The 23,987-nt window shown below is 63.9% G+C and carries 17 protein-coding genes; 7 read left to right on the forward strand and 10 right to left on the reverse strand.

Going from position 1 to position 23,987, the window contains the following annotated elements:
- Nucleotides 1–49: 49 nt before the first annotated feature.
- From SR858_RS23325 to SR858_RS23360, 8 genes are all read right to left on the reverse strand, one after another.
- Nucleotides 50–931, reverse strand: coding sequence for an alpha/beta hydrolase (locus tag SR858_RS23325; RefSeq protein ID WP_019923298.1), 882 nt, complete (start codon nt 929–931; stop codon nt 50–52).
- A gap of 105 nt (nt 932–1,036) precedes the next feature.
- Complete coding sequence (locus SR858_RS23330) at nt 1,037–3,523, reverse strand: TonB-dependent receptor plug domain-containing protein (RefSeq protein ID WP_019923299.1); 2,487 nt, start codon at nt 3,521–3,523, stop codon at nt 1,037–1,039.
- A gap of 53 nt (nt 3,524–3,576) precedes the next feature.
- Entirely contained in the window at nt 3,577–4,074 is a 498-nt protein-coding gene (locus SR858_RS23335) for a RidA family protein (protein ID WP_019923300.1), read from the reverse strand.
- Nucleotides 4,075–4,093: 19 nt separating this feature from the next.
- A complete protein-coding gene (locus SR858_RS23340) occupies nt 4,094–4,552 on the reverse strand; it encodes a c-type cytochrome (protein ID WP_322534019.1) in 459 nt (152 codons plus the stop codon).
- Nucleotides 4,510–6,117 (reverse strand): flavin monoamine oxidase family protein, encoded by a 1,608-nt coding sequence (locus tag SR858_RS23345; RefSeq protein WP_019923302.1) that lies wholly within the window; start codon nt 6,115–6,117, stop codon nt 4,510–4,512. The genes SR858_RS23340 and SR858_RS23345 overlap by 43 nt, the downstream gene beginning before the upstream one ends.
- Before the next feature lie 348 nt (nt 6,118–6,465).
- The gene (locus SR858_RS23350; RefSeq protein ID WP_019923303.1) at nt 6,466–8,472 is read right to left on the reverse strand and encodes a Mu transposase C-terminal domain-containing protein; all 2,007 of its coding nucleotides are present in this window, start codon (nt 8,470–8,472) and stop codon (nt 6,466–6,468) included.
- Entirely contained in the window at nt 8,472–8,609 is a 138-nt protein-coding gene (locus SR858_RS23355) for a hypothetical protein (protein ID WP_019923304.1), read from the reverse strand. Before SR858_RS23355 ends, SR858_RS23350 begins: the two co-directional genes overlap by 1 nt.
- A 274-nt stretch (nt 8,610–8,883) precedes the next feature.
- Complete coding sequence (locus SR858_RS23360; RefSeq protein WP_019923305.1) at nt 8,884–11,157, reverse strand: DEAD/DEAH box helicase; 2,274 nt, start codon at nt 11,155–11,157, stop codon at nt 8,884–8,886.
- Nucleotides 11,158–11,337: 180 nt separating this feature from the next.
- Between SR858_RS23360 and SR858_RS23365 the strand changes: the two genes are divergently transcribed.
- Entirely contained in the window at nt 11,338–12,351 is a 1,014-nt protein-coding gene (locus SR858_RS23365; RefSeq protein ID WP_019923306.1) for an alpha/beta fold hydrolase, read from the forward strand.
- Nucleotides 12,352–12,443: 92 nt separating this feature from the next.
- Here SR858_RS23365 and SR858_RS23370 read toward each other — a convergent pair whose 3' ends face one another.
- A complete protein-coding gene (locus SR858_RS23370) occupies nt 12,444–12,746 on the reverse strand; it encodes a hypothetical protein (protein ID WP_084670088.1) in 303 nt (100 codons plus the stop codon).
- A 214-nt stretch (nt 12,747–12,960) separates the two neighbouring features.
- Between SR858_RS23370 and SR858_RS23375 the strand changes: the two genes are divergently transcribed.
- The 4 genes from SR858_RS23375 to SR858_RS23390 all read left to right on the forward strand — a co-directional run bounded on the left by SR858_RS23375 (nt 12,961) and on the right by SR858_RS23390 (nt 19,395).
- Nucleotides 12,961–14,604 (forward strand): M28 family peptidase, encoded by a 1,644-nt coding sequence (locus SR858_RS23375; RefSeq protein WP_019923307.1) that lies wholly within the window; start codon nt 12,961–12,963, stop codon nt 14,602–14,604.
- 80 nt (nt 14,605–14,684) lie between these two features.
- Complete coding sequence (locus SR858_RS23380) at nt 14,685–18,038, forward strand: polymer-forming cytoskeletal protein (RefSeq protein WP_019923308.1); 3,354 nt, start codon at nt 14,685–14,687, stop codon at nt 18,036–18,038.
- Nucleotides 18,039–18,241: 203 nt separating this feature from the next.
- Nucleotides 18,242–18,943: a dienelactone hydrolase family protein gene (locus SR858_RS23385; protein WP_019923309.1), complete on the forward strand. Its 702-nt coding sequence runs from the start codon at nt 18,242–18,244 to the stop codon at nt 18,941–18,943.
- An 8-nt stretch (nt 18,944–18,951) separates the two neighbouring features.
- Nucleotides 18,952–19,395: a thioesterase family protein gene (locus tag SR858_RS23390; protein ID WP_019923310.1), complete on the forward strand. Its 444-nt coding sequence runs from the start codon at nt 18,952–18,954 to the stop codon at nt 19,393–19,395.
- Between the two features lie 135 nt (nt 19,396–19,530).
- Here SR858_RS23390 and SR858_RS23395 read toward each other — a convergent pair whose 3' ends face one another.
- Nucleotides 19,531–20,028, reverse strand: a complete 498-nt coding sequence (locus SR858_RS23395; RefSeq protein WP_019923311.1) for a DUF3016 domain-containing protein — start codon at nt 20,026–20,028, stop codon at nt 19,531–19,533.
- Between the two features lie 213 nt (nt 20,029–20,241).
- Here SR858_RS23395 and SR858_RS23400 point away from each other — a divergent pair, with 213 nt between their 5' ends.
- A complete protein-coding gene (locus tag SR858_RS23400; protein ID WP_019923312.1) occupies nt 20,242–22,164 on the forward strand; it encodes a PhoX family protein in 1,923 nt (640 codons plus the stop codon).
- Nucleotides 22,165–22,333: 169 nt separating this feature from the next.
- Nucleotides 22,334–23,839: an HD domain-containing phosphohydrolase gene (locus SR858_RS23405; protein WP_026637550.1), complete on the forward strand. Its 1,506-nt coding sequence runs from the start codon at nt 22,334–22,336 to the stop codon at nt 23,837–23,839.
- The last annotated feature ends 148 nt before the right edge of the window (nt 23,840–23,987 follow it).

A 23,987-nucleotide genomic window follows, 5' to 3' on the forward strand; every position in this document is an offset into this window, starting at 1 on the left:
CGGGCGGCCGTACGGCGGCGCGGTGCAGCTGTCCGACCGCGCCGCCCCCTTATTGCGCCGGCATGCCGAGCGCCTTGCGGATCTCGGCGCCGACGATGTGCCACGCGTGCGAGGTGCTTGAGACTTCGTCGTAGTGACTGGCCCCCGGCAGCACGATCACCTCCGCCTGGTCGCCGGCAGCACGCGCACGCCGCGCATAATCCTCGCCCGCGCGCAGCGGCGCGATGGTATCGAGCTCACCGTGGATCAGCACCGTGCGCACGCCGGCCGGCAGCAGTTCGGCCGGCGAGGTGTCCACATACACGTCGGGCCGGTCGGCACTCGGCAGGCCGGCCAGTTGCGCGGTGCTGCGGTCGCAACTGGTCTGGATCAGCGCAGCCTCGTTGCGCAGATCAGCCAGGCCGCCCAGGCTGATCACCACCGGCACCGGGAGCGGATTGGCCACGTACACGGGGCTCGATTTCGGCAGCCGCGCGCGCGAGCCGGCCCACTGCGCCAGGTGGCCGCCAGCCGAATGCCCGACCAGCACCACGCGCGCCAGGTCCAGCTGGTACTGCGGCGCCAGCGTGCGCAGGCGGTCCATCGCGGTGCCAATGTCCTGGTACATGCCGGGATAGCCGCCACCTTCCTCGTCGTAGCGGCGGTACTCGATATTCCACACCGCGATGCCCTGCGCGGCCAGCGCGCCGGCCATGTTGCGCATCTGGGTGATGCCGCCGAACTGTCTGGTCCAGCAACCGCCGTGGACGATGGCGGCCACCGGGTGCGGTCCCGGCCCGGCCGGTGCAAAAAACTCGGCAAACTGCGAGGGCGCGGCGCCATAGGCGACATGCGCGGTGGGCGCCGGGCCGTTCAAGGCCAGGTAGTTATCGAGCGACATCGGCGTGGTGACGATGGCGGCGGCCAGCAAGGTGGTAACGATGGTGCTCATGGGGGACATGCTCCGGATGGGAAGCGGCCATGCTACACGAAAAAAAGGCCGCCCCGGGCAAGCGGGCGGCCAACGAACTACTCCAAGGACAAACGACCGGAAAAACTAGAACTTGTAGTTGGCGCGCACGTAGTAGTAGCCGCCATTGATACCGAACGGCGAGAACGATGGCAGCACCGTGACGGCGGCGTTGTCGAGCGCCGCACGCTGGTCGGCCAGCAGCGCCGGGTTGATGCCGTTCGGGTAGACGTTGAACAGGTTGTTCGCGCCGATCGCCACCGACCACGCATTGTCGATCTTGTAGCCCACTTCCAGATCGGTGATGGCACGCATCTTGATCTCGTTCTTGTGGTACACGGCGCCGTCTTCACTGTCGTAGTTGTTCGACTTGCCGTAGATCGCTTCGCGCAGGTTGACGGTCCAGTTACCGATTTTCCACAGCGCGCCCAGGTTCACGCGCATTTTCGGCGAGGCCGTCTCCAGGTTGGAAATGGCGGTCTTGTCGAGCAGCGTTTGCGGCAGCAGCTGGGTTGGCGCCTGGTTAACCTGGGTCACTTCCACCTTGTTGTAGTTGGCGGCGATCGACCAGTCCACGCGGCCGTAGGTGCCATAGCTTTCGTTGAGGGTGGCCACGAACTCCATGCCCCGGCTGCGGGTGTTGACGGCGTTGGAGAAGATGTTGATACCGGTCTGGCTGACTTTGTTGTCGAGGACATTGCCGTTGGCCAGGATCGCCGACACCACGGCCGGCGAGTTGATCGCGCCGCCCGAACCGTACAAGGCGCCGGAACCGACGATACGGTCGCGGATCTTGATCTGGTACACGTCCACCGTGACATTGAGGTTGCTGGCGGGGTTGAACACCAGGCCGAAACTGAGGTTGTTCGACTTTTCCGGTTTCAGGCCGTTGACGCCCACCAGGCGGGCGCCCGGCGAATTGGGCGCCAGTTGCACGAAGGCGCTGGTCGGGCCGACGTTGGTGGCCGAGTAGTACGATTCGGCCAGGGTCGGCGCGCGGAAGCCGTTACTGATGGTGCCGCGCACGGCTGCCGTCGGCGTCATCTCGTAGCGCGACGTCAGCTTGCCCACGCGGGCGCTGCCGAAGTCGCTGAAATGCTCGTAACGGCCGGCCAGATCGATCGTCAGGTCCGGGATCGGATTACCGGCGAAGTTGATGTAGGCTGCCTTGTTGGTGCGGCGGTGCTTGCCGGCGTCGGTGAGCGAGAAGCCCGGATACGACTGCGATCCTTCCTTGTAGCGCGAGGCCGGATCGCCCGCCTGGATTTCGTACTGGTCCACGCGATATTCGAGGCCGGTGGCCAACGTCAGCGGTTTGCTCCAGCCCACATTGATCTCCCGGCTCGCTTCGAGCGTGGTGGTGGTCTGGGTGGCGACGAAGGCGCCAGCGGAGAACTCGGTCGGCGAGGCGCCGGTGTCCGCGTACAGCGAGGCATTGACCGAATCGGCCACGCCGATGCGCGACTTGTCGCGGCCATAGGTGGTGCTGATGTCGGTGTTCCAGTCGGCGATCTTGCCCTTGACGCCGATGGTCAGCGCCACGTCATCCTGCTTGATTTCTTCCTTCGGCGAGAAGCCTTGCGGGTACAGGCCCGGCACGCGGTTTGGCAGACGGTAGTTTTCGTAGGCGCTCGCTTCCTTGCGGCCGGCGGTCAGGATCGAATACAGCTGGCTGTTGGCGTCGATGTCCCAGCCGAAGTTGGCGGCCAGGACGTTGAGGTGATACGCAGCGTCGCCCTGGATCTTGTTCAGGTACGGGTAGCCGGAGATTTGCGTCATGCCGGGAATGTTGGCGACGTTGCGCGGATCGACCAGGCGCGGGTCGATGCCGCCACGGTCGCTGTGGCCGTGGTATTTCGAGTCCACGGTCACGCTCAGGAAGGCATTCTCGAACGGTTCCACGCCGAAGTTGACGGCGCCGCTGGCCGAGCGTCCGCCGCCGTCCCAGTAGCCGCCGCCGGAGACGGTCGCGTTGCCGCCGCGGTTGTTCGACTTGAGAATGATGTTGATCACGCCGGCAATGGCGTCGGAGCCGTACTGGGCCGCAGCGCCGTCCTGCAGCACTTCGATATGGTCGATGGCGGAGACAGGGATGTAGTTCAGGTCGGCCGCTGCGCCGCCCTGGTATGGGCCGCCCAGCACGGCCAGGTTGGCGGTGCCGTGGCGGCGTTTGCCGTTGATGAGCACCAGCGTGTTGTTCGGGGACAGGCCACGCAGGCGTGCCGACAGCGTCAGGTTGGCGGTGTCGCCGCCGAAGGCCTGGGCCGTGAACGACGGCAGGTTTTGCGCCAGCGCCTGGATCAGGTCCGGCTGGCCGGTGCGCTGCAGCGAGGCCGCATCCAGTACCTGGATCGGCGAGGCGCTGTTCTCGGCCTTCATGCCGCTCGAGCGGGTACCGGTAACGATGACCGAGGCGGTCGATGCGACTTCGGTCGGTGCGGCCGCCGCTGCCGCGACTTGTGCATCAGCGGCATCGGCTGCTTCCGCAGCCGGCGCCGCATAGGCCGAGGAGGCGCCGAACGCCAGGGTGGACAGGACGGCGGCAACGCCGATCTTGAGTGTGGTCTTGTGCATATTTTTACATCCCCATTTTTGGAAAAATTACAAAGTAAGACCTGCGATGACTATTATTTTTTTGCGGCGACTACTTCGATCTCGACCAGCCAGCCCGGGTTGCTCAGCCCCGCCACCTGGACCACGGCGCGAGCCGGCAGGTTCGGCTGGGCGCCGCCGAAGTACTGGGTATAACCTTCCATGAAGCCCTTGGTATCGGCCTTGCCGCCCTTGGCCGGATCGCCCACCAGGAACACCTGCATCTTGACCACGTCGGACATTTGCAGCTTCATGCCTTCGAGGATTTCCTTGATCTTCTTGAGCACCGTTTCGGTCTGGGTCTTGGTGTCGCCGAAGGCGGCCAGCGAGTCGCCGGCGGCTTCCTTGTTCACCACCGCCGGCACCTGGCCGCTGATGAAGTGGATGGTGGCGGTCGGCGGAATGGTCACGGCCAGCGCGATCGGAAAGTCCGAGTTCGGAATCTTGTGGCGAACGATGTCTGCCGCCTGGGCAGCGCCGCACAGCAGGCCGAAGGCAATCGGGGTCAACACGGTGGCAACGATTTTTTTCATGGTTCTCTCTCTCCAGGGTTTAATGTTTGTTCGACATTTCGGCCGTGCCGAATTGCGCCACGCCCAGCGCGGTGCGCAGCTTGTGAATTTCGTCTTCGGTCAGCGCATCGGCCTTGTTGCCCCATTCGCCGCGCACGTAGGTCAGGATGGCGGCCATGTCGCGGTCGTTGATGTTCTCGCTGAAGTCCGGCATGCCGCCACGTCCCTTGAGCAGCACGCCGGCCAGTTCGCCGTGGTCGCCGGTGACGAATTTGCTGCCGGCCAGCGCCGGGAATGCGCCCGGGATGCCCTTGCCGCTGGCCTGGTGGCAGGCCGCGCAGTTTTTCAGGAACAGCGCCTTGCCGTCCGGGCTTTGGGCCCGGGCCGGTGCGGCGGCCAGCAGCGCGGTGGCGGCCAGCGCGGCGGCGCTCATCAGGGCGGTGGTCAGGATTTGCTTCATGCGCTGGCCCTCGCGTGGATGCGGGCGATCTGCTGCCATGCCGATTCGATGGCGCCGGCCTGCCAGCCGGTCAGATAGCTCAGGTGTTCGCCGGCCAGCATGATGCGGCCCTCGCCTTCCACCAGCGTGGGATAGGCGGCGGCGCGGGTCTTGTCGGTCCACTCGGCCCAGCCGCCGAGGTTGTACTGCACCCGGTGCCACGCCACGGAGAATGCGTTCTCGTATTCCTTGCGGTATTGCGGGAAAATCTTCTCGCCGGCGGCCACCGCAAACTCGGCGCGTTCGGCCGGCGTCAGGGCGCTGACCTCGATGGCGGCGGTCTGGTACTGGTAGTAGCCGAGCACCACGCCTTTCTGCTTTTGCCAGTTCGACGACGGCAGCGAGATGGTGTTAATCCCGCGCAGGTCGGTCAGCACGTGGCCCCCGTAGATCTGGTCGTCCTCTTCCCAGAAGCGGCGTTTCATCTGCAGGCCGATCTTGCCCACCGGCGCGTAAGCCACGGTGGCCACGGCCTTCTTGAACTTGTCCGAGAAATCGGTATCGATCTGGCGCAGCACGGACAAGGGAATGGTGCACAGGCAGTAGTCGGCGGTGACGGTGCCGGCCTTGCCGCTGGCGGTGTCCTTGAAGGCGATGGTCACGCCCTTGTCGTTCTGGCGGATGGTCTGCACTTCGGCGCGGTAGCGGATCACTTTACCGAGGCGCTTTTCAAACGCTTTCGGAATCGCGTCCATGCCGCCCACCGGCTGGAACATGGTGGCCTGCATCGGGAAGTCGTGCACGGCGCTGTACACATTGCCCAGCTTCGATTCGAGCAGGTCCTTGAAACCGAGCGGATCGGACGCCTTGCCTGGTCCCGGCTCCATGCCGGCGCCGGGGTACACGGCATAACCGCGGCCCGGGCGGCCACGGTAAGCCAGGTCGGAGGCCGACAACTGGCCCTCGTGCACCAGGTAGTCGAGCAGCAGGCGCTGGTCGTCTGCGCTCAGGGATTGGTCGAGCTGCTTGTTCTTGATCGACTTGGCCAGCAATTCGTCGACGTGGCCGCGCATGTCGGCCTTGACCTCCTTGATGCGCATGCGCTTGCCTGCGAACGGACCGGCGTTTTCGGAGTATACATACGAGTGGTCGTTTTCATTGACCATCACTTCCAGCGGCACCTCGAACAGGCGCGTGTAGTGCAGCGTGGACTGGTGGTGCAGCGGAATGCGCCATGGGCCATGGTTGATGTACTGGCCGGCGTCGAAAGCGCAGGTCTGCTTTTCGCCACCGAGTTCGGTCAGCGAGAAACCCTTGCGGGCGGTCTGGCAGCGGCCACCGGCAAAGTCGCGCGCTTCGAGGATCTGGCATTGGTAACCCAGTTTGCCCAGTTCGTAGGCGGCGGTCAGGCCGGCCAGGCCGGCGCCCAGGATCACCACCTTCTTGCCCTTGCCGCTGCCGGTCAGTGCCGGCGGCGCCGACACGGTGGAGTTGATGCCCATGCCCCATGCGTTCATGGTGGTCAACAGCAAGCTGGTGCCGCCCACCGCTGCGGCCCGATACAGGAAGTCTCTGCGGGTAAAAGAGCTAAACGATTTAAACGGTTTTACTGTTTTGCTTTCCATCTGCTTTCCTCGACTTTTTGCTGAAAAAACCTTGAGGTGACTTGCTTCCCCATAGTCCCCTCCATAGCAAGCAACGTGCCATATTGGAAAGACGAATAAACATCGTTCATCATCGAAGCAGCCCTTTATCTGCAAGGCCTGCTTCAACGAACAAAGTTTTTTCGGCAGCGCGCTGCAGGTGCTTCCGGCACGCCGCAGAACGCCTCCAGCGATAAACTTTATTTACCTGAAACAGACTTTATTCATGGCGGCGCCGGACACCGCAACCACAGCGGCGCACAAGCGCACGCACCACCATATGGCGGTGGTGCATGGCGGTGCAGTGTGTGAAAATCGGGAGAGGAGGAATCAGCCGGCGAAGCTGACCAGGGCGGGAGTATTGGTGCGCACGGTGGCAAGCGCCGGCGCGGTCACAGCAACGGCGGCCGGCAGATACGCCATTTCCACCGCGCTCAGGTGGCGGCGCACGCCGCTGGCGTCGGCCAGGTGGCAGGCGTGGAACTGCATCGGCGCGGCCGCGTCGAGCAGGTAGATCGTGTCGAGGTTGGACGGGTCGTGCGCCACCTTCACTTGCCAGCCGCCGCGCTGGCGCGCCCGCTCGTACCAGCGCTCCTGGACCGCGCGCGCGCAGGTATAAATACTGTCGGCGAAATGGATGCCGTCGCAGCCCACGATGGCGGTGGCCACCGGCATCAGGCTGCAGCGCACCAGGTGCTCAGGATAGGTCTTGAGCGCGCCGCCCCGGTGCTCCACGCCCCAGTCCCACAATGCCGCCGGCGTGGCGGCGTCGGGCGCCGGCTGGCGGCTGTTGTAGTACAAAACGCAGTCGATGACGATGCGGGTGAACTGCGCCACATCGAGCACGCCGTCGAGCCGGCACGGTGCGCCGGCCGCATTGGCTGTCGCATTGACTACCGCGTTGACTGCATTACCCGCGCTGCCGGCGACGTCAGGCGCCAGCAGCCGGAAGCGCCGCGCCAGTACCTCCTGCCAGTCGCCGGCCCCCTGCTCGGCGGCGATGCAGCGCAGGTTGAAGTTGGTGCGCAGGGTGCCGCCATCGCCCCACTCGGCGCCGGCCAGCGCGGCCAGTGGCGCCGCCACGAACAGGAGGTCGGGCAAATGGCAGCCCGGCCACTGGGCCGCCTCGATGCGGCGGCCGTAATGCTGGCTGTAGCGTTGCTTGTCGGCGCCGCAATTGGCCAGCGCCAGCATCGCCTGCGACCAGCTGGCCGGTCCCAGTCCCACGTGGATCCCGGTAATCATGCGGCTGTAGGTATCCTGCACCACGTAGATGTGCGGGCGGCCGATGGCTTGCTCGCGGTCGGCGCGCGACACCAGTTGCACCTCGGCGCGCACGACGTCGAGCTGGTAGCTGGCGCCGGGACGGCCGGGGGCGGACGGCCATGGCGATGCCGGCACCGCACCGGCGCCGGCCGCTGCGGTGTTTGCTGCCGCGGGCATGTGCGTGGCCGAGACCGGGACCGGAACCGGGACCGCCGATGCGGCGCGCAGCGCCTGCGCCGCGCCGGCAATGGCGCCGGTCGCGGAGCCGGAACCGGAGCCGCTACTGCGGCGTGCCACTTCCGGCGGGCGGTCGTCGTCATGATCGAGCCAGTAATTGAACTGGCCAAAGGTGGGCAGCATGACCGCGCGGCGCTGCGGCGCCGCCTGTACCCGGCCGCTGGCGGGATCGATGCGGCGCTCGATGAAGAATTCATCGAGCATCTGCTGGTAGGCGCCCAGGCGCGAAAACTTGTCGTGGCTGGCCGCGTAGCGGGCGATCGCCACCCGGAAGATGCGGCGGATGTCTTCGTCCGCGTTCAGGCCGGGGCCGTCGTCGGCGCCGTTCTTGCGCGGCCGGCCGCGCTTGATGCCTTCCGACGATTGCCGCACCTTGCCCTTGCCGCCGGAATTGCAGTAGTCGGGCAGCAGCGCGTTGGGGGTTTGACCGCGCTGCCAGTAGCGGCGCAGGTAGCGATAAATGGTGGGGTGCGACACCTGGTGTTCGGCGGTGGCGCGGGCGATCATCTGGCCGCGCCGGCGCGCATCGTAGATGTCGGGTTCCTGCGCCACCAGCGCCGCGATGATTTCCCAGGCGCGCGCGCGCAGTTGCAGGTATTTGGGCGGCAGCATTTCCTGGCTGACCACCATCAGGTAGGGATCGGCCGGCAGCACGCTGGCGCGGCCATCCCGCAGGTCGGCAAGCAGCGCCGGTAACTGGACCAGTTCCACCTCGGCCGAGCGCGCCGCCACGTCATAGACGTAGGCATGGCGCTGGCCGGGGTCGATCCACAAAACACGGACGGTGCGCGCCGATGGCTGCGGGTAGTGCAGCAGATCGTTGCGCAGTAACATCAGCGCCCCTTCACCGAGAGGTGGAACGGCCGGGTGTCAACCACGATGGCGTGCCGCCCTGTATCGGCATTTTCACGCAACAGCGGCGGCTTGATCGCATCGACAAAAGTATTCCACAGCTTCCTGAATGGCGTCATGTCTAAGCTCCGGTTCAACGACTTGTCTCCAGGTTGAGGCGCGTCAAGCGCGCCATTTATCAGGTTTGTGCCAAGTCATAATGCAAAAACCGGGCCACCCCTCGTTCACCTATGAGAACACTTTGCCAACATCGGTCCAGGCACCACGTTTGCACTTTCACAAGCTTTTTCTTGGTGCAGCGCAGCACCGACTGTGTGCGAGACATGCGGAACATGCGGAAATAGAAAAAGGGCCTTGCGGCCCTTTTCATGGTGTTACTTGCTACGCAAACAATCAGTATTTCTTGCCCGGCGCCGGTTTCTTCTTCGGCGCAGCCGATTTCGGCGGCGTCGATTTGCCCGATTCCGGCGGCATGCGGTCCACCTGGCTGATCTTCAGCTGCGAACCACCGACCCAGACCTTGCCCAGGCTTTTGAACAGTTCGTTCGGCATGCCGTCCGGCAGTTCCAGCATCGAATACGTGTCGAATATCTCGATGCGGCCGATCAGGCGCGCTTCCAGGCCGGTTTCGTTGGCGATGGCGCCCACGATGTTGGCCGGGGTGACGGCGTTGACGCTGCCCACTTCCACGCGGAAGGCGCTCATCGGCAAGGTAGCCTTGGCCGGCTTGTCCTTTTTCTTTTTCGGTGCGTCGTCGTCGAACTCGTTGGCGGCAGCGGCCACGGTGCGCGACAGCGGCGAGGCAGCCGGACCGGCAGCGGCGGCCGGCGCAGGCTTGGCGGCGCGGACCGGGGTGGCACGCGCGGCCGCTGGTGCCGGTGCCGCTGGCGCCGCAGCAGGCGCAGGCGAAGCAGACGATGGTGCACCGCCGTTGTCACGGGTGATGCGCAGTTGCTGGCCGGCTACCTTGATGCCGGCCAGGTGCTCGAGCACGTCGCCGGCGAGGTCGTTCGGCATGTCCAGCACGCTGTAGTCGTCGTAGATTTCGATGCGGCCGATGTTCTTCGAGTCGATGCCGCCTTCGTTGGCGATGGCGCCCACGATATTGCCCGGCTTGACGCCGTGCTGGTAGCCGACTTCGATGCGGAAGGTTTCCATGCCGGCGTCCGGCGCGCGCACGATGCGTTCCTTTTTAGGGAAACGCTCGCTGCGGTCCGGGCGCTCGCCACGCTCGGGGCGGTCAAAGCGATCACCACGATCGCCACGGTCGAAGCGGTCGCCGCGCTCCGGGCGGTCGAAGGACGCACCGGCACGGGCCGGGCGCTCTTCCCACTGGGTGACCTGCTTCTTGTCGAGCAGCAGCGGCACGTCGCCACGGGCCATCTTGGCCAGGGCGGCGGCGATTTCGATCGCCGGCACGTTCTGTTCGCGCTCGAAGTCTTCGATCAGCGACTGGAACTGTTCCAGCTCGCCCTGGGCCAGGGTTTCCGAGATCTGCTGCTTGAATTTGGCGATACGCACGTCGTTGACCGCCTGGATGGTCGGCAGTTCGAGCATGCCGATCGGCTGGCGCGTGGCGCGCTCGATCATTTTCAGCAGGCCTTTTTCGCGCGGCGTGATGAACAGGATCGCCTCGCCGCTGCGGCCGGCGCGGCCGGTACGGCCGATACGGTGGGTATAGCTTTCCGGATCGTGCGGCACGTCGTAGTTGACCACGTGGCTGATGCGTTCCACGTCCAGGCCGCGTGCGGCGACGTCGGTGGCGACCAGGATGTCGATCTTGCCTTCCTTGAGCTGGGCAATGGTGCGCTCGCGCTGCGCCTGCTGGATGTCGCCGTTGATGGCGGCGGCCGAGAAGCCGCGCGCCTGCAGCTTCTGCGCCAGTTCCTCGGTACCGAGCTTGGTGCGCGAGAAGATGATCATGCCGTCGAAGTCTTCAGCTTCCAGGATGCGGGTCAGCGCGTCGAGCTTGTGCATGCCCGACACCAGCCAGTAACGCTGGCGGATGTTTTCGTTGGTGCCGGTCTTGGCGGCGACGGTCACTTCCTTCGGATTGCGCAGGTACGTGTTGGCGATGCGGCGGATGGCCGACGGCATGGTGGCCGAGAACAGCGCGGTCTGGCGCGTGGCCGGGGTCTCCTGCAGGATGCGTTCGACGTCGTCGATAAAGCCCATGCGCAGCATTTCGTCGGCTTCGTCGAGCACCAGGGTTTTGAGCTTGGAGATATCGAGCGAACCCTTGTCCAGGTGGTCGATCACGCGGCCGGGAGTACCGACCACCACGTGCACGCCGCGACGCAGCGCCGACAGTTGCGGGCCGTAACTCTGGCCGCCGTAAATCGGCAGCACGTGGAAGCCGGGAATGTGCGCGGCGTAGGTCTGGAACGCTTCGGCGACCTGGATCGCCAGTTCGCGGGTTGGGGCCAGCACCAGCGCCTGCGGCGACGTCTGGCGGATATCGATGCGCGACAAAATCGGCAGCGCGAAAGCGGCGGTCTTGCCGGTTCCGGTCTGGGCCTGGCCCAGCACGTCCTGGTTATCGAGCAGCAGCGGGATGGTGGCGGCCTGGATCGGCGACGGGGTTTCGTAGCCGACGTCCTTGAGCGACTGGATCAGCGGTTCGCTCAGGTTAAGGTCGGTAAAAAGGGTAATGGGGGTGTCAGACATGGCGTCACTCACAAGTATGTTCGAATCGCCTAATTGCGAAAGAAATTTGTGCGTAGTTTACTCTGTCTCAGCCATTCGAGCGTCAATTTGCTTGAAATCCACGCATTTAAGCGCTGTTTAAGGGTGAAAAACACCCTATCCGCCTATATTGTCCGCTGCCCACAATAGGAGATTGCCAACATGATCAATTCATCCACGCGCCGTGCACTGGCTTTTGCGGCCTTCAGCCTGCCATTGCTGGCCACTGCCCAAAACTACAGCTACGGCCCGCGCCTGGAGGGCTTTACCTATCCCCACCAGCTGCAGCAGTTCGATTTCACCTCGCAGGGCGTCAAGCTGCAAATGGCGTACATGGACGTGGCGCCCACCGCGCGTGGTCAGGGCGACGGCAAGACCGCCGTGCTCCTGCACGGTAAAAACTTTTGCGGCGCCACCTGGGAAGCGACCATCAAGTCCCTGACCGGCGCCGGCTACCGCGTGGTGGCGCCCGACCAGATCGGGTTTTGCGCGTCCAGCAAGCCGGAACACTACCAGTACAGCTTCCAGCAATTGGCGGCCAATACCGAGGCCCTGCTCAAGCACCTGGGCATCAAGCAGGCGATCATGATCGGCCACTCGACCGGCGGCATGCTGGCCACGCGCTATGCGCTGATGTACCCGCAGGCGACGGCAAAACTGGTGATGGTCAACCCGATCGGGCTGGAAGACTGGAAGGCGCTGGGCGTGCCGCCGCGCAGCGTGGACCAATGGCACGAACGCGAATTGAACACCACGGCCGACAGCATCCGCGCGTACGAAAGCAAGACTTATTACGGCGGCAAGTGGAAGCCCGAGTACGAACGCTGGGTGGACATGCTGGCCGGCCTGTCGAACGGCCCCGGCAAGCAGGTGGTGGCGTGGAACTCGGCGCTGATCTACGACATGATTTATACCCAGCCGGTGGTATACGAGTTCCCGCTGCTGAAAGTGCCCACGGTGCTCTTGATCGGCGACGCCGACACCACGGCCATCGGCGCCGACATCGCGCCGCCGGACATCAAGGCAAAGATCGGCAACTACAAGCTGCTGGGCAAGCAGGCTGCCAAAACGATCCCGGACAGCCGGCTGGTCGAGTTCCCGGGCAAGGGGCATGCGCCGCAGATGGAAGATCCGGCGATGTTCCACAAGGCGTTGCTGGAGGAATTGAACCGCTAATAGCCACTAACAGCCACTGAACACTTCTAAAACGGAAACGCCGCCCAGGCCGTAAGGTCCGGGGCGGCGCGTGCTGCTCTTGCTCGTTGTGCTTACTTGACTGGTGCTGCTGGTGCTGCCGGAGCGGCGGCTGGATGAGCCGGTGGTGCCGGTGGTGCCGGCGGCACTGGTGCGCCATCTTTTTCAACCGGGGCCTTGGCTGGTTTTACTTTCTTGGCATGCGCTTTCTTGACATGCTTGTCGGCGTGCCTGGCTTCAGGCGCCGGGGTGGCTGCCGGTGCGGCAGGAGCTGCCATCGGTGCTGGCGCAGGTGCAGCCGGTGCTGGCGGCGGGGTTTGGGCAAAAGCGGCGCCGGCGAACAGGGAGGCGATCAGGGTAGCGGTGATTTTCTTCATGATGTGAAATCCTTGAAAACGTAATATTGTTTATATAGTTTAGATAACTGACCCTGCTTTTTTCATGGCCGCTTGTTATGTCGGTCATGAGCAAAAAACGCCGCCGCCCTGCCCCGCGTTGACCACCATTACACTCGCTTACGCACACTTACACTTGCTTACAAGCGCCGCCGATTTACAGTAAGATGGTCCGCTTTCACGTTACGGAGTCTCCATGCGCCTTACCATGTTCGCCCTCGTCGCCGCCCTTGCTTGTCAATCAGCCGCACAAGCCCAGGCCGGGCTGCCGGTCGTCACCGAAGCGCCGCTGCGCGCCCACCTGTCCTTCCTGGCCGACGACCTGTTCGAAGGACGCGGTACCGGCCAGCGCGGCGGCTTGCTGGCGGTGCGCTACCTGGAAACGCAGGCGGCCGCCATCGGCCTGAAACCGCTGGCCGACGGCACCTACCGCCAGTCCGTGAAAATCGAAGGCACCAAGCTGCAACCGGGCAGCGCCCTCAATTTCGACATCGCCGGTAAAACCGTCACGCCCAAGGTCGGCGAAGAAATCCTGATCGGCACCATGAGCGGCAAACAGGAAGTGGCGATCGATGCGCCGCTGGTCTTCGTGGGCTACGGCGCCGAGGCGCCCGAGGAAAAATGGGACGACTACAAGGGTGTCGATGTCAAGGGCAAGGTCCTGGTCATGATGGTCAACGACCCGCAGCCGACGCTTGACGAACCGAACCGCTTTGCCGGCAAGGCCTACACGTATTACGGCCGCTGGCTGTACAAGTTCGAGGAAGCCGTGCGCCGGGGCGCTGCCGGCGTGCTGCTGATCCACACCACGCCATCGGCGTCATACCCGTGGAGCGTGCCGGCCAACGGTTTCGGCCACGAGCGCTTCCACTTGAAGGGCAAGGGCAATCCGGTGGAAGGCTGGCTGCAGGAAGAAACGGCGCGGTCGCTGTTTGCCGCCGCCGGCTTCGACCTCGACCAGCTGCGCGCTGCCGCCGAGCGCCGCGACTTCAAGCCGGTGGACCTGAAGACCCGTGTCCATGGCCAGATCCGCAGCACCGTGCGCCAGATCGAGGAATTCAACGTGGCCGGCATCGTGCCCGGCACCGACGCCAAGCTCAAGGAGCAGGCGGTGATTTATTCGGCGCACTGGGACCACATGGGCATGGACGAAGCCACCGCCGGCAAGACCGACAACGGCCAGCACGACCACATTTACAACGGCGCCATCGACAATGCCTCGGGCACCGCCGCCCTCTTGGTGATGGCCGCCGAAGCGGTCAAGCACCCGGCCAAGCGCACGCAAGTGTTCCTGTGGCCGGCCGCCGAAGAGCAAGGCTTGCTGGGCGCTGCCGCCTACGTGCAAAACCCGGCCTGGCCGCTCGATAAAACCACGGCCGATCTCAACCTCGACAGCATGAACTTCGTCGGCAAGACGTCCGACATCGGCGTCGCCGGCGCCGAGCGCAGCAGCCTGTACGAAGCATCGGGCGCGGTGGCCAAGAAAATGGGCCTGACCCTGGCGCCGGCCATTCCCGACCTGTCGGGCGCGTTCTTCCGGGCCGACCACTTCGTGTTTGCCAAGGCGGGCATCCCGGCCTTCAACGTCGGCTCGGCCGTGTTCTCGGGCGACGGCCACTTCACTTTCGTGAAAGACCTGGAGGCGTCGCGCGCCAAGCTGGTGGCCTTTAAAAAGGACTACCACCAGGTGACCGACGAGTACCGCCCGCAGTGGGACCTGTCGGGCATGGTGCAACAGGCGCAGTTCACGCTCAACCTCGGCTACTACGTCGCCAATGCGCCGGCAATGCAGACGTGGAAGGCGGGCGAGGCGTTCGGCAAGGTAAAACGCGGCAAGTAAACGTGTGTTATATGCCACACGGCAATTTCTCGAAGGTAAAGCGCCTATAATTCAGGCAGGCGTTTTACCTGAGAGAAATAATGTTGCGATACCTGTGGCTGGTTCTGACTACCCTGTTGCTGACCGGTCTGGCGCAGGCGGCGAACATCAATTTCAATGGCAATGTCGGCGGCTGCACCCGCGACGGCGACACTTATACCTGCGACCCCTCGTTCCTCGGCGCCAACGATACCGCCGTCATCGGCAATGGCAAAACGGTCATCGTCACCGGCGCCTTCCAGCTCGGCTACTTCCAGGGCCTGAAAATGTCCGGCACTGCGCGCCTGGAAACCACGGGCAGCAATGACATCAACCTCTCGGGCGCCCAGGTCGCCAATATCGACGTGAGCGGCGGCACCATACAGGCCGGCAATTTCGTGCGCGATGCCAACAACAACCTCGGTGGCGGCGGCAATTTCCTAATCAGTAACGGCCAGAGCGTGACCGCCAACGTGCTTGGCAATACAGTCAGTACCGACGGCTCGTCGGCCACCATCCGCGGCAATGTCACGGCGGTCACGGTGAATATGCGCTCGAGCGCCACTGTCACCGGCGCCCTGTACTGCTATAGCCTCACGACCGGGTCGAGCAATGTGATCGGCGGCGGCGCCACCGTGCGCGACCAGGCCAACCTCGGTTCCGGCATCAAGCTCAGCGGCGGTCTCAGCGCCGGCACCATCACGACCGGCTCTCCGGCCGAACTCAATGGTCCCGTGGTTTCCAAGGGCACGATCGCACTAGGCTCGGGCACGGTCGTCAACGGCAACCTCAGCGGCACCGAGATCACCACTACCTCGTCGGTCACCCTGACCGGCACGATTACGGCCACCAAGTCATTCAATCTTGCTTCGGGCAGCACCGTCAACGGCAATATCACCGCGCCCACGGTCGTGCTGGCGTCGTCCAGCTCAACCATCAAGGGCGATATCAGCGCCAGCACCAGCCTCGACATCGGCAGCAGCGTCGTGGTAACCGGCAAGGTGGACGCGGGCACCCTGGCCATGCGCGCCGAGGGCGCCAAGGTCAATGGCAATGTCACGCTGAAGGGCGACTTTTTGATGGAGTCCGGCACGACCATCAATGGCGACCTGGTGGCAGCAAGGGTCACCACAAAGTCCGGTAACGCCATCATCAACGGCAACGCAGCTGTCAACTACATTTACATTGACGGCAACAACGCCGTCAACAAGGTCATCACTTGCACCGGCCCCGGCGCGGTGGCCTGCAGTTGCGTGGAAAAGCCTTCCTGGTACAACTACAACCCCACCTGCGCGGCGGCCCCCGCCGCCGGAGCCCACCACTTCCAGATCACCCACACCGGCAGCGCCCTCACCTGCCAGCCGCAAACGGTCAAGGTCACCGCTTGCGCCAATGCGGCCTGCACCGCGCCGCATTTCACGGGCAGCAGCAGCGTTACCCTGCTCCCGGGCGGCAAGTCGTTCACGTTCACGGGTGAGACCAGCAGCGCCACCGTGGAGCAAACCACGGTCGGCGTCGCCACGCTGGCGGCCAGCGGCACGACTGGCACCACGTGCGTCAACAGCGCCAACACCTCGGCCAGCAACCAGTGCGCGATGTCGTTCGAAGACACCGGCCTGCAGGTGACCGTCGACAACCATATCGCCGCGACCACCGCCAACGTGCGCATCCAGGCGCTGGCAGCTTCCGCCAACAAGCAAAGCTGCGTGCCGCTGGTGGCCGGCAAATCCGAATACATCAACCTGTCCTGCGGCTTCGTCAACCCGGTGTCGGGCAAAGCCAGGGCCGGCGCCCAGGTCAACGTCAATGGCAACGGCCTCACGTGCGGCAACAGCCCCACCAGGTTGCAGCTGGCGTTCGACAGCGCCGGCATCGCCAACACCACGCTGACCTATCCGGAAGTGGGCGAGGTGGCGCTGGATGCCGCCTACGCCGGCAGCGCCGGCTACACGGCCAGGGGAAGCGGTAAATTCATTGCCGCTCCGGCCCGCTTCAACATCGAAGCCACCAGTGCCGGCAACAATAAAGTGGCCGCCGGCGCGGTGCCGGACGCCAACAGCGCCATCTTCGCCAAAGCCGGCGAAACGTTTACGGTCAAGATCAGCGCCGTCAACAACAAGGGCGAGGTGACCACCAATTTTGGCAAGGAAACGACGCCCGAAAACATGAAGCTCGCCGTACCAGCCGTCGATAACCCTGCCGACGCCGGCAACGCCGGCGACATCACGGCGGGCGCCATGAATGCGATCACCGATGGCGTCTCCAGCAGCAAGACCGACAGTACCGGCGCCTGGAGCTTTAGCGACGTCGGCATCATCCGCCTCGACGTGGGCCTCAATAGTGGCGCCGGTTATCTCGGCGCGGCCGGCGATCAATTCAAGACCGCCGGCACGCAAAAGATCGGCCGCTTCATCCCCGACCACTTCGATACGTCGCTGCCCATCTTTGCCACGCTGACCGGCTCGCGCACGCGCGAGATGGTGGCCCCAGGCCAGCTCGCCGGCATGACCATGCCGTGCAAGGCGACCTCCAACAGCTCGCCGCTGCTGGCGCCGTGCGACCCGGTGTTCATCTATTCGCACCAGCCGTTTTATGTGATCGTCAAAGCCTATAACAGCGCCAACGGCCTCACCATCAATTACCAGGGTGCGCTGGCCAAGCCCATCACCCTGTCGCCCGCAGCCACCCTGGGCGGGGCCACCCTGGTCGATACCAACGTGGGCGCCATGGGCGGCAGCATTGCCGGTACCGCGCCATCGTTCGCCTTCTTCAAAGGGCTGGGGAGAGTGGAGGACCCGAATTTCGACCTCCCATCCACGATCAGCATGCCGATGTTCCGCTTCAAGGCGCTGCCGTCGGCAGCCACCGGCAGCAACCCGGTCAGGTTTTTCGTGCGGGCGGTCGATACCGACGGCGCCACGTCCCGGCGCGCCACCGCCAGTGCCTCCGCCGAGACAGCGATCACCGCCGTCTCGGGCCGGCTGGTAGTGCCCAATATCGACGGTTCGCCGACGTCACCGATGCCGGTCACCGTGCAAGCCCAGTTTTATGACGCCAATCGCGGCTTCATGTTCAATCCCATGTACAACGCGCCGGCCAAGAGTGTGGCCGGTTACCTGCGCTTCGATCGTTGCGAAAAAGGCCTGGCCAGCGTGTGCGCCACGGCGGCGCAACTGCAGCCGGTCGCGCCCGGAACGGCCGCTTTCCAGTCCGGCAAGGCGGGGTTCCGGCTGACGCCGCCGTCCGGCCAGAACGGTCTCGGCTCCGTGGATTTCACGATGCAAAAGCCGTGCACGCCAACGCCGGCCTGCAACGCCGATGCGCAGTGGATTTATTACCTGCCCAGCACCACCGGCAAGCTGACCTTTGGTGTCTATCGCTCCGGCCCGGTGATCTATACCCGCGAAATTTATTGATTCAAGGGACATCAAGCAACCTACTGCGCGTCCCGCTATCGCCTATCCGTTGCCCAGCGTACCTCCGCGCGCTTCCGCTACTCAAGACGATATCGAGCCGCTCGCTACGGTTACTCGATGTCCGCCATATCCAAAGGTGTACGGCGATCAGGGCAAAAACACGGTACGATGGTTGTTTTCCCGATCACGGTACAAGGAGCACCATGGAAACGAATTCGCAATGGATCGATATCACCACCGAGGACGGCACGTTCGGCGCCTACCTGTCGCTGCCGCGCGGCGGCAAGGGTCCCGGCATCGTCTTGCTGCAAGAGATCTTCGGCGTCAACCAGCACATCCGTAACGTAGCCGACCAGTACGCCGCCGACGGCTACGTGGTGATTGCGCCCGACCTGTTCTGGCGCGACGGCGCCCGCATCGAGCTGACCTACGACGAAGCCGGCTGGAAGCGCGCAGTGGAACTGATGAACTCGCTCGATTTCGACAAGGCCCAGACCGACATCGCCGCCACCGTCAAGGCGCTGCGCGCGCACGAGAGTACCGCCGGCCAGAAGATCGCCTCGATCGGCTACTGCATGGGCGGCCTGCTGTCGTACCGCACCGCTGCCGACGGCCTGGTCGATACCGCCGTGGCCTACTACGGCGGCGGCATCCAGAACGGCCTCGATCGCGCAGACGAGATCAAGGTGCCGGTGCTGATGCACTTCGGCAGCGCCGACAGCCACATCCCGAACGAGGCAGTGAAAGCCATCGCCGAGCGCTTCGAGGGCGTGGAGTCGGTCGAGATCCACGTGTACCAGGGCGCCGAACACGGCTTCAACTGCAACCACCGCGATTCATACAACCAGCGCGCTGCCGCCGAAGCACACGGCCACACGCTGGTCTTCCTGAGCGAACAACTGTAAGGACCGCCATGGCCCGCCTCAAACTCGATTTTCCGGACGACCAGTACTATTTTTCGACGCAGCTCACCGTGCGCCACACCGACATCAATGCCGCCAATCACCTGGGCAACGATTCGATGGTGTCGATGATTTCGGAAGCGCGCGCGCAATTCCTGGCGGAATTCGGCGTGCAGGAAATGGATAGCAGCGGCGCCGGCATCATCGTCACCGACCTGGCAACGGCGTACCGCGCGGAAGCGCATGCACGCGACCATTTGCTGTTCGAGGTGGGGGTCATGGACTTCAACCGCTATGGCGGCGACATCACGTTCCGCGTCACGCGCCCGCGCGACTCGACCCTGGTGGCCATGGCCAAGTACGGCTTCGTGTTCTTCAATTACCGCACCGGCGAAGTCGCACCGATGCCGGCCACGTTTGCTGCCAAGTTCCCGCGCGTTAACCGGATTGGCTAGCCGTTCGGCTAGCCGTTCGGCTAGCCGTTCGGCTGCCTAGGCTGGTTCAAAAAGCCCGCAGCTTCGTTGCAGCGCCTTGCCGTGCCGACGCACCGTCTTCGGCGCTGCGCCTCGCTGCGGACATATTGAACCAGCCTAGTTGGCGGCGACTTTGGAGGTAATGGTCTTCTCGAACCAGTCATCGATCATCTGCTTTTCATAACGCATTGGATCGCTGTCGGACAGCCGCGTGGCGCGCTGCTGGTACATCATGTTCGACAGGTCGCTCTCGCCGCTGCGCAGTACCGCGCCGTTTTCTTCCAGCGTATAGCGCAGCTTCATGTGCGGCCAGTCGGCGCCGCCATTCATGACGCGGATATCGTCGCCACCGGACCGGCGCGGCCACAGCCGCCCCGCCAGGTCGATATCGAGCACCTCGATCTTGAGCTGCTGGCCGGCCGGCAGCTTCTTGTCGAAGGTCGAAAAATACTGGGTGAAATCCTTGAGCATGCGCTCGCGGTCAATCGGGCTGCGCGGCACATCAATGAACTCGTCGGGTTTGTCATAGCTGACGCTGACCTGGGCCCAGGCCGCGCCGGTGGTTGCGGCCAGCAATACCAGGGCCGCCAGGGAAGATTTGATCATCGGGCGCATGGCGCACTCCTCGTAACTCACTGCGAATGTAAACAATATAGCCCGTTTGCCGGCGCACGGCGCGGTTTGATGCGATTTGTTACCAATCGTCGCCGCATGTCATGGTGGCGTCATACAGGATCGCTACCATCTCGCCCGTCGGGATGCGCCACCATCCCGGATGATGCCGCGCCGCCGCCGGCACAAGTACATGGCTTATTTCCAGGAATGATTATGACCGAGTCGCCCGATCTGTCCCGCCGTCGCATTGTCCAACTGTTTGCCGGCATGCCGCTGCTGCCGCTGGCCGGCGGCGCCACCGCCGCGCTGCTGACCGCCTGTGGTGGCGGCAACGACAGCGCCGCGCCTGCTACCAAGCTGATGTCCGTCACCTTCACCGGCATGGCTGCGCCGTCCCTGGCCGATCCCGCCAAGATGGCCACCACCACCGTCGCCTCCGGCATGAACGCCACCTATTCGGACGGCAAGACCCAGGCCTATTCGCTCGCTTACCAGACCTTCTTCATCACCGGCGCCCTGGTGCCCAACGGCAGCGGCGGCACCACGCTCTCCGGTGGCTACTACGACATCAACAACCGTCCGATCATGGACACCAGCGGAACCACGCCGCGCCAGTTCTTCTCCGACTGCCCGGACGGCACCTCGCTGCTCAAGCTCGACGCGCCCACCGTGGCCGGCGTCAAGGGCAATACCGTGTTCGCGGTGGTGCAGTTCGAATACGCCACCAGCAATCTGGCCGGCAGCTCGATGTACGGCATGCTGCCGTCGCCGATCGCCGTGCTCACGCTGGACCAGGACAAGACCACCGGCGCGCTGACCCTGGTGAAGTACCACAACGTCGATACCAGCCCGGCCAACGGCCTGTGGATCACCTGCGGCGCCAGCCGCTCGCCGTGGAACACCCACCTGTCGAGCGAAGAGTACGAGCCGGACGCGACCACCATCGCCACCGACACCCAGTTCGCCGGTTTTTCGCGCAGCCTGTACGGCGACGCCACCCGCGCCAATCCTTACCACTACGGCCACATGCCGGAAATCACGGTCAACCCGGACGGCACCGGCAGCTGCAAGAAGCACTACTGCATGGGCCGCATCTCGCACGAGCTGGTGCAGGTAATGCCCGACGAGCGCACCGCGCTGATGGGCGACGACGCCACCAACGGCGGCCTGTTCATGTTCGTGGCCGACAAGGCGCGCGATCTGTCGAGCGGCACCCTGTACGTGGCCAAGTGGCAGCAGACGTCGGTGGACAACGGCGGCTCGGCCACGCTGCAATGGATCAAACTGGGCAAGGCCACCAGCGCTGAAATCAAGGCCCTGGCCGACACCCTGAAAGCGGCCGACATCATGGACGTGCGCACCGCCGATCCAAGCGACGCCTCGTTCACCAAGATCGCCTTCAACGGCCGCAGCAACTGGATCAAGATCAAGCCGGGCATGGAAAAGGCCGCCGCCTTCCTGGAAACCCACCGCTACGCCGGCTTCGCCGGCGGCAGCATGGGCTTTACCAAGATGGAAGGCACGACCGTCAATGCCAGGGACAAGATCGCCTACTCGGCCATCGCGGCCATCGGTTCGGCCATGACCAACGGCTCGGGCGGCATCTCGATCAAGGGCCCGAGCGCCGGCGCGGTCTACGCGCTGAACATGAAGGGCGCGCAGAAAGACAGCAGCGGCGCGGCCATCGACAGCGAATGGGTGCCGGTGGACATGGCTGCCGTGCCAGGCCTGCTGAGCGAAGACCTGGCCACGCCGGATGCGCTGGGCAACACCGCCAACGCCGAGAAAGTCGCCAACCCGGACAACATCAAATTCTCGGAAAAACTGCGCACCTTGTTCGTCGGTGAGGACAGCGGCACCCACGTGAATAACTTCCTGTGGGCGTATAACGTCGATACCAAGGTGCTCACGCGCCTGCTGTCCACGCCATCGGGCGCCGAATCGACCGGCCTGCACGCGGTCGACGACATGAATGGCTTCGCGTACATCATGAGTAACTTCCAACATGCTGGTGACTGGTCGAGCTCGCTGCACGGCAAAGTGCGCACCACGCTCGATCCGCTGATCCGCGCCAATTACCGCGACCGCTATGGCGCGGCAGTCGGCTATCTGACCGGTTTCCCTCTGCTCGGCTGACGCTTCCCCTCCTTCAGTTGTACTTTTACCCGCAGTGCGCAAGCCCTGCGGGTTTTTTTGTTACAGAAGTGTTGCGCGTTTTAACGCGTTCTTTTGTTGCCTGTTGTTAATAGCAATGAGTGGGACTACAATCGAAATCTTGTATGCGCCACCTTTTTGCGGAACGCCCATGTCTTTTCTGTCCTCTGCATCGCCAAAGTTAGCACCATGGAAAGTCTTGTTGGTCGATGACGAACCCGACATCCACGACATCACCAAGCTGACCCTGACCCGTTTCCGCCTCGACGGCCGCGCGCTGACATTTTTGCATGCGTACAGCGGCGCCGAAGCCAAGGAAGTGCTGGCGCGCGAGACCGATATCGCGCTGGTGTTCCTGGACGTGGTGATGGAAAAAGAGGACAGCGGCCTGGAAGTGGCGCGCTGGATGCGCGAAGACCTGGACAACCAGTTTACCCGCATCGTGCTGCGCACCGGCCAGCCGGGCCAGGCCCCCGAGGAGCGCGTGATCGTCAACTACGACATCAACGACTACAAGGAAAAGACCGAGCTCGATCGGACCAAACTGTTTACCACCACGTTTGCCGCGCTGCGCGCCTACCGCGACATCATGAAGGTGGAAGAAGCGCGCCTGCAGCAGCTGAATTACCGCGAAGGCCTCGAGCGCGTGATCGCCGCCTCGGCCCATATTTTCCAGCAACGCAATCTCAAAGATTTCGCCAACGGCCTGCTGCAGCAGGTGGTGGCCCTGCTGCGGCTCGAGCACAGCATGCTGCTGCGCCTGCGCGCGGCCACCGCCATCGGCGACGTCAACGATTACGAAATCCTGGCCCGGATCGGCGACGAGGACGGCACCCTGCTCAGTCCGGCAGTGCTGGCCCAGCTCGACGTGGCCAAGAGTAACAAGATCTCGCGGGTGGAGGGCGATACCTATATCGGCTACTTCCCCAACAGCAGCGGCAAGGCGTCGCTCTTGATCCTCAAGGGCGTGGACGAAATTTCCGAGATCGACACCAAGCTGCTGGAAGTGTTCTGTTCGGGCGTGGCGATCGCCTTCGACAATATCCTGCTGACCCAGGAAATCACCGACACCCAGGCCGAGCTGATCCTGCGCCTGGGCGACGTGGTGGAATCGCGCTCGCACGAGGCCGGCAACCACGTGCGCCGCATGGCCGAGGTATGCCACCTGCTGGCCACCGCCGCCGGCCTGCCCGACGACGAAACAGCGGTGCTGCGCCACGCCGCGCCGATGCACGACATCGGCAAGATCGCCACGCCGGACTCGGTGCTATTGAAACCGGGCAAGCTCGATCCGGCCGAGTGGGAAATCATGAAGCAGCACCCGACCATCGGCCTGTCGATCCTGGACGGTTCGCAGCGGCCGATCCTCAAAGCGGCCGCCGTGATCGCCCACCAGCACCACGAAAAATACGACGGCAGCGGCTACCCGCAGGGCCTCAAGGGCGAGAACATCCACCTGTACGCGCGCATCGTTGCCGTGGCCGACGTGTTCGACGCACTGATGCACAAGCGCTGCTACAAGGATGCCTGGCCGGTGGCGCAAGTGGTGCAACACCTGCGCGACGTGGCCGGCCATCACCTCGATCCCCATTATGTCGATCTGCTGGTGGCCAACATGGATCAGGCCCTGGCAATTAACGAACGCTTCCCTGACTAGAGCGCCTGACAACACCTCCATAGCGGCGTTGCAGCGCCTCGCCGTACTAGCGGTACTGTCTTCGTCGCTGCGCCTTGCTCTGAAGGTCTTGTCAGGCGCTCTGGATGGATAAGCATATAGACAATCGGTTGTTGGTGACACAATTCCT

It is taken from the genome of Duganella zoogloeoides (genome assembly GCF_034479515.1).
GTDB lineage: Bacteria > Pseudomonadota > Gammaproteobacteria > Burkholderiales > Burkholderiaceae_D > Rugamonas > Rugamonas zoogloeoides.

What these genes read in the sequence shown, in the direction of transcription:
- SR858_RS23325 (WP_019923298.1), bottom strand. Translation starts at nt 931, where the DNA reads ATGAGCACCATCGTTACCACCTTGCTGGCCGCCGCCATCGTCACCACG.
- SR858_RS23330 (WP_019923299.1), bottom strand. Translation starts at nt 3,523, where the DNA reads ATGCACAAGACCACACTCAAGATCGGCGTTGCCGCCGTCCTGTCCACC.
- SR858_RS23335 (WP_019923300.1), bottom strand. Translation starts at nt 4,074, where the DNA reads ATGAAAAAAATCGTTGCCACCGTGTTGACCCCGATTGCCTTCGGCCTG.
- SR858_RS23340 (WP_322534019.1), bottom strand. Translation starts at nt 4,552, where the DNA reads ATGGCAGCAGATCGCCCGCATCCACGCGAGGGCCAGCGCATGAAGCAA.
- SR858_RS23345 (WP_019923302.1), bottom strand. Translation starts at nt 6,117, where the DNA reads ATGGAAAGCAAAACAGTAAAACCGTTTAAATCGTTTAGCTCTTTTACC.
- SR858_RS23350 (WP_019923303.1), bottom strand. Translation starts at nt 8,472, where the DNA reads ATGTTACTGCGCAACGATCTGCTGCACTACCCGCAGCCATCGGCGCGC.
- SR858_RS23355 (WP_019923304.1), bottom strand. Translation starts at nt 8,609, where the DNA reads ATGACGCCATTCAGGAAGCTGTGGAATACTTTTGTCGATGCGATCAAG.
- SR858_RS23360 (WP_019923305.1), bottom strand. Translation starts at nt 11,157, where the DNA reads ATGTCTGACACCCCCATTACCCTTTTTACCGACCTTAACCTGAGCGAA.
- SR858_RS23365 (WP_019923306.1), top strand. Translation starts at nt 11,338, where the DNA reads ATGATCAATTCATCCACGCGCCGTGCACTGGCTTTTGCGGCCTTCAGC.
- SR858_RS23370 (WP_084670088.1), bottom strand. Translation starts at nt 12,746, where the DNA reads ATGAAGAAAATCACCGCTACCCTGATCGCCTCCCTGTTCGCCGGCGCC.
- SR858_RS23375 (WP_019923307.1), top strand. Translation starts at nt 12,961, where the DNA reads ATGCGCCTTACCATGTTCGCCCTCGTCGCCGCCCTTGCTTGTCAATCA.
- SR858_RS23380 (WP_019923308.1), top strand. Translation starts at nt 14,685, where the DNA reads ATGTTGCGATACCTGTGGCTGGTTCTGACTACCCTGTTGCTGACCGGT.
- SR858_RS23385 (WP_019923309.1), top strand. Translation starts at nt 18,242, where the DNA reads ATGGAAACGAATTCGCAATGGATCGATATCACCACCGAGGACGGCACG.
- SR858_RS23390 (WP_019923310.1), top strand. Translation starts at nt 18,952, where the DNA reads ATGGCCCGCCTCAAACTCGATTTTCCGGACGACCAGTACTATTTTTCG.
- SR858_RS23395 (WP_019923311.1), bottom strand. Translation starts at nt 20,028, where the DNA reads ATGCGCCCGATGATCAAATCTTCCCTGGCGGCCCTGGTATTGCTGGCC.
- SR858_RS23400 (WP_019923312.1), top strand. Translation starts at nt 20,242, where the DNA reads ATGACCGAGTCGCCCGATCTGTCCCGCCGTCGCATTGTCCAACTGTTT.
- SR858_RS23405 (WP_026637550.1), top strand. Translation starts at nt 22,334, where the DNA reads ATGTCTTTTCTGTCCTCTGCATCGCCAAAGTTAGCACCATGGAAAGTC.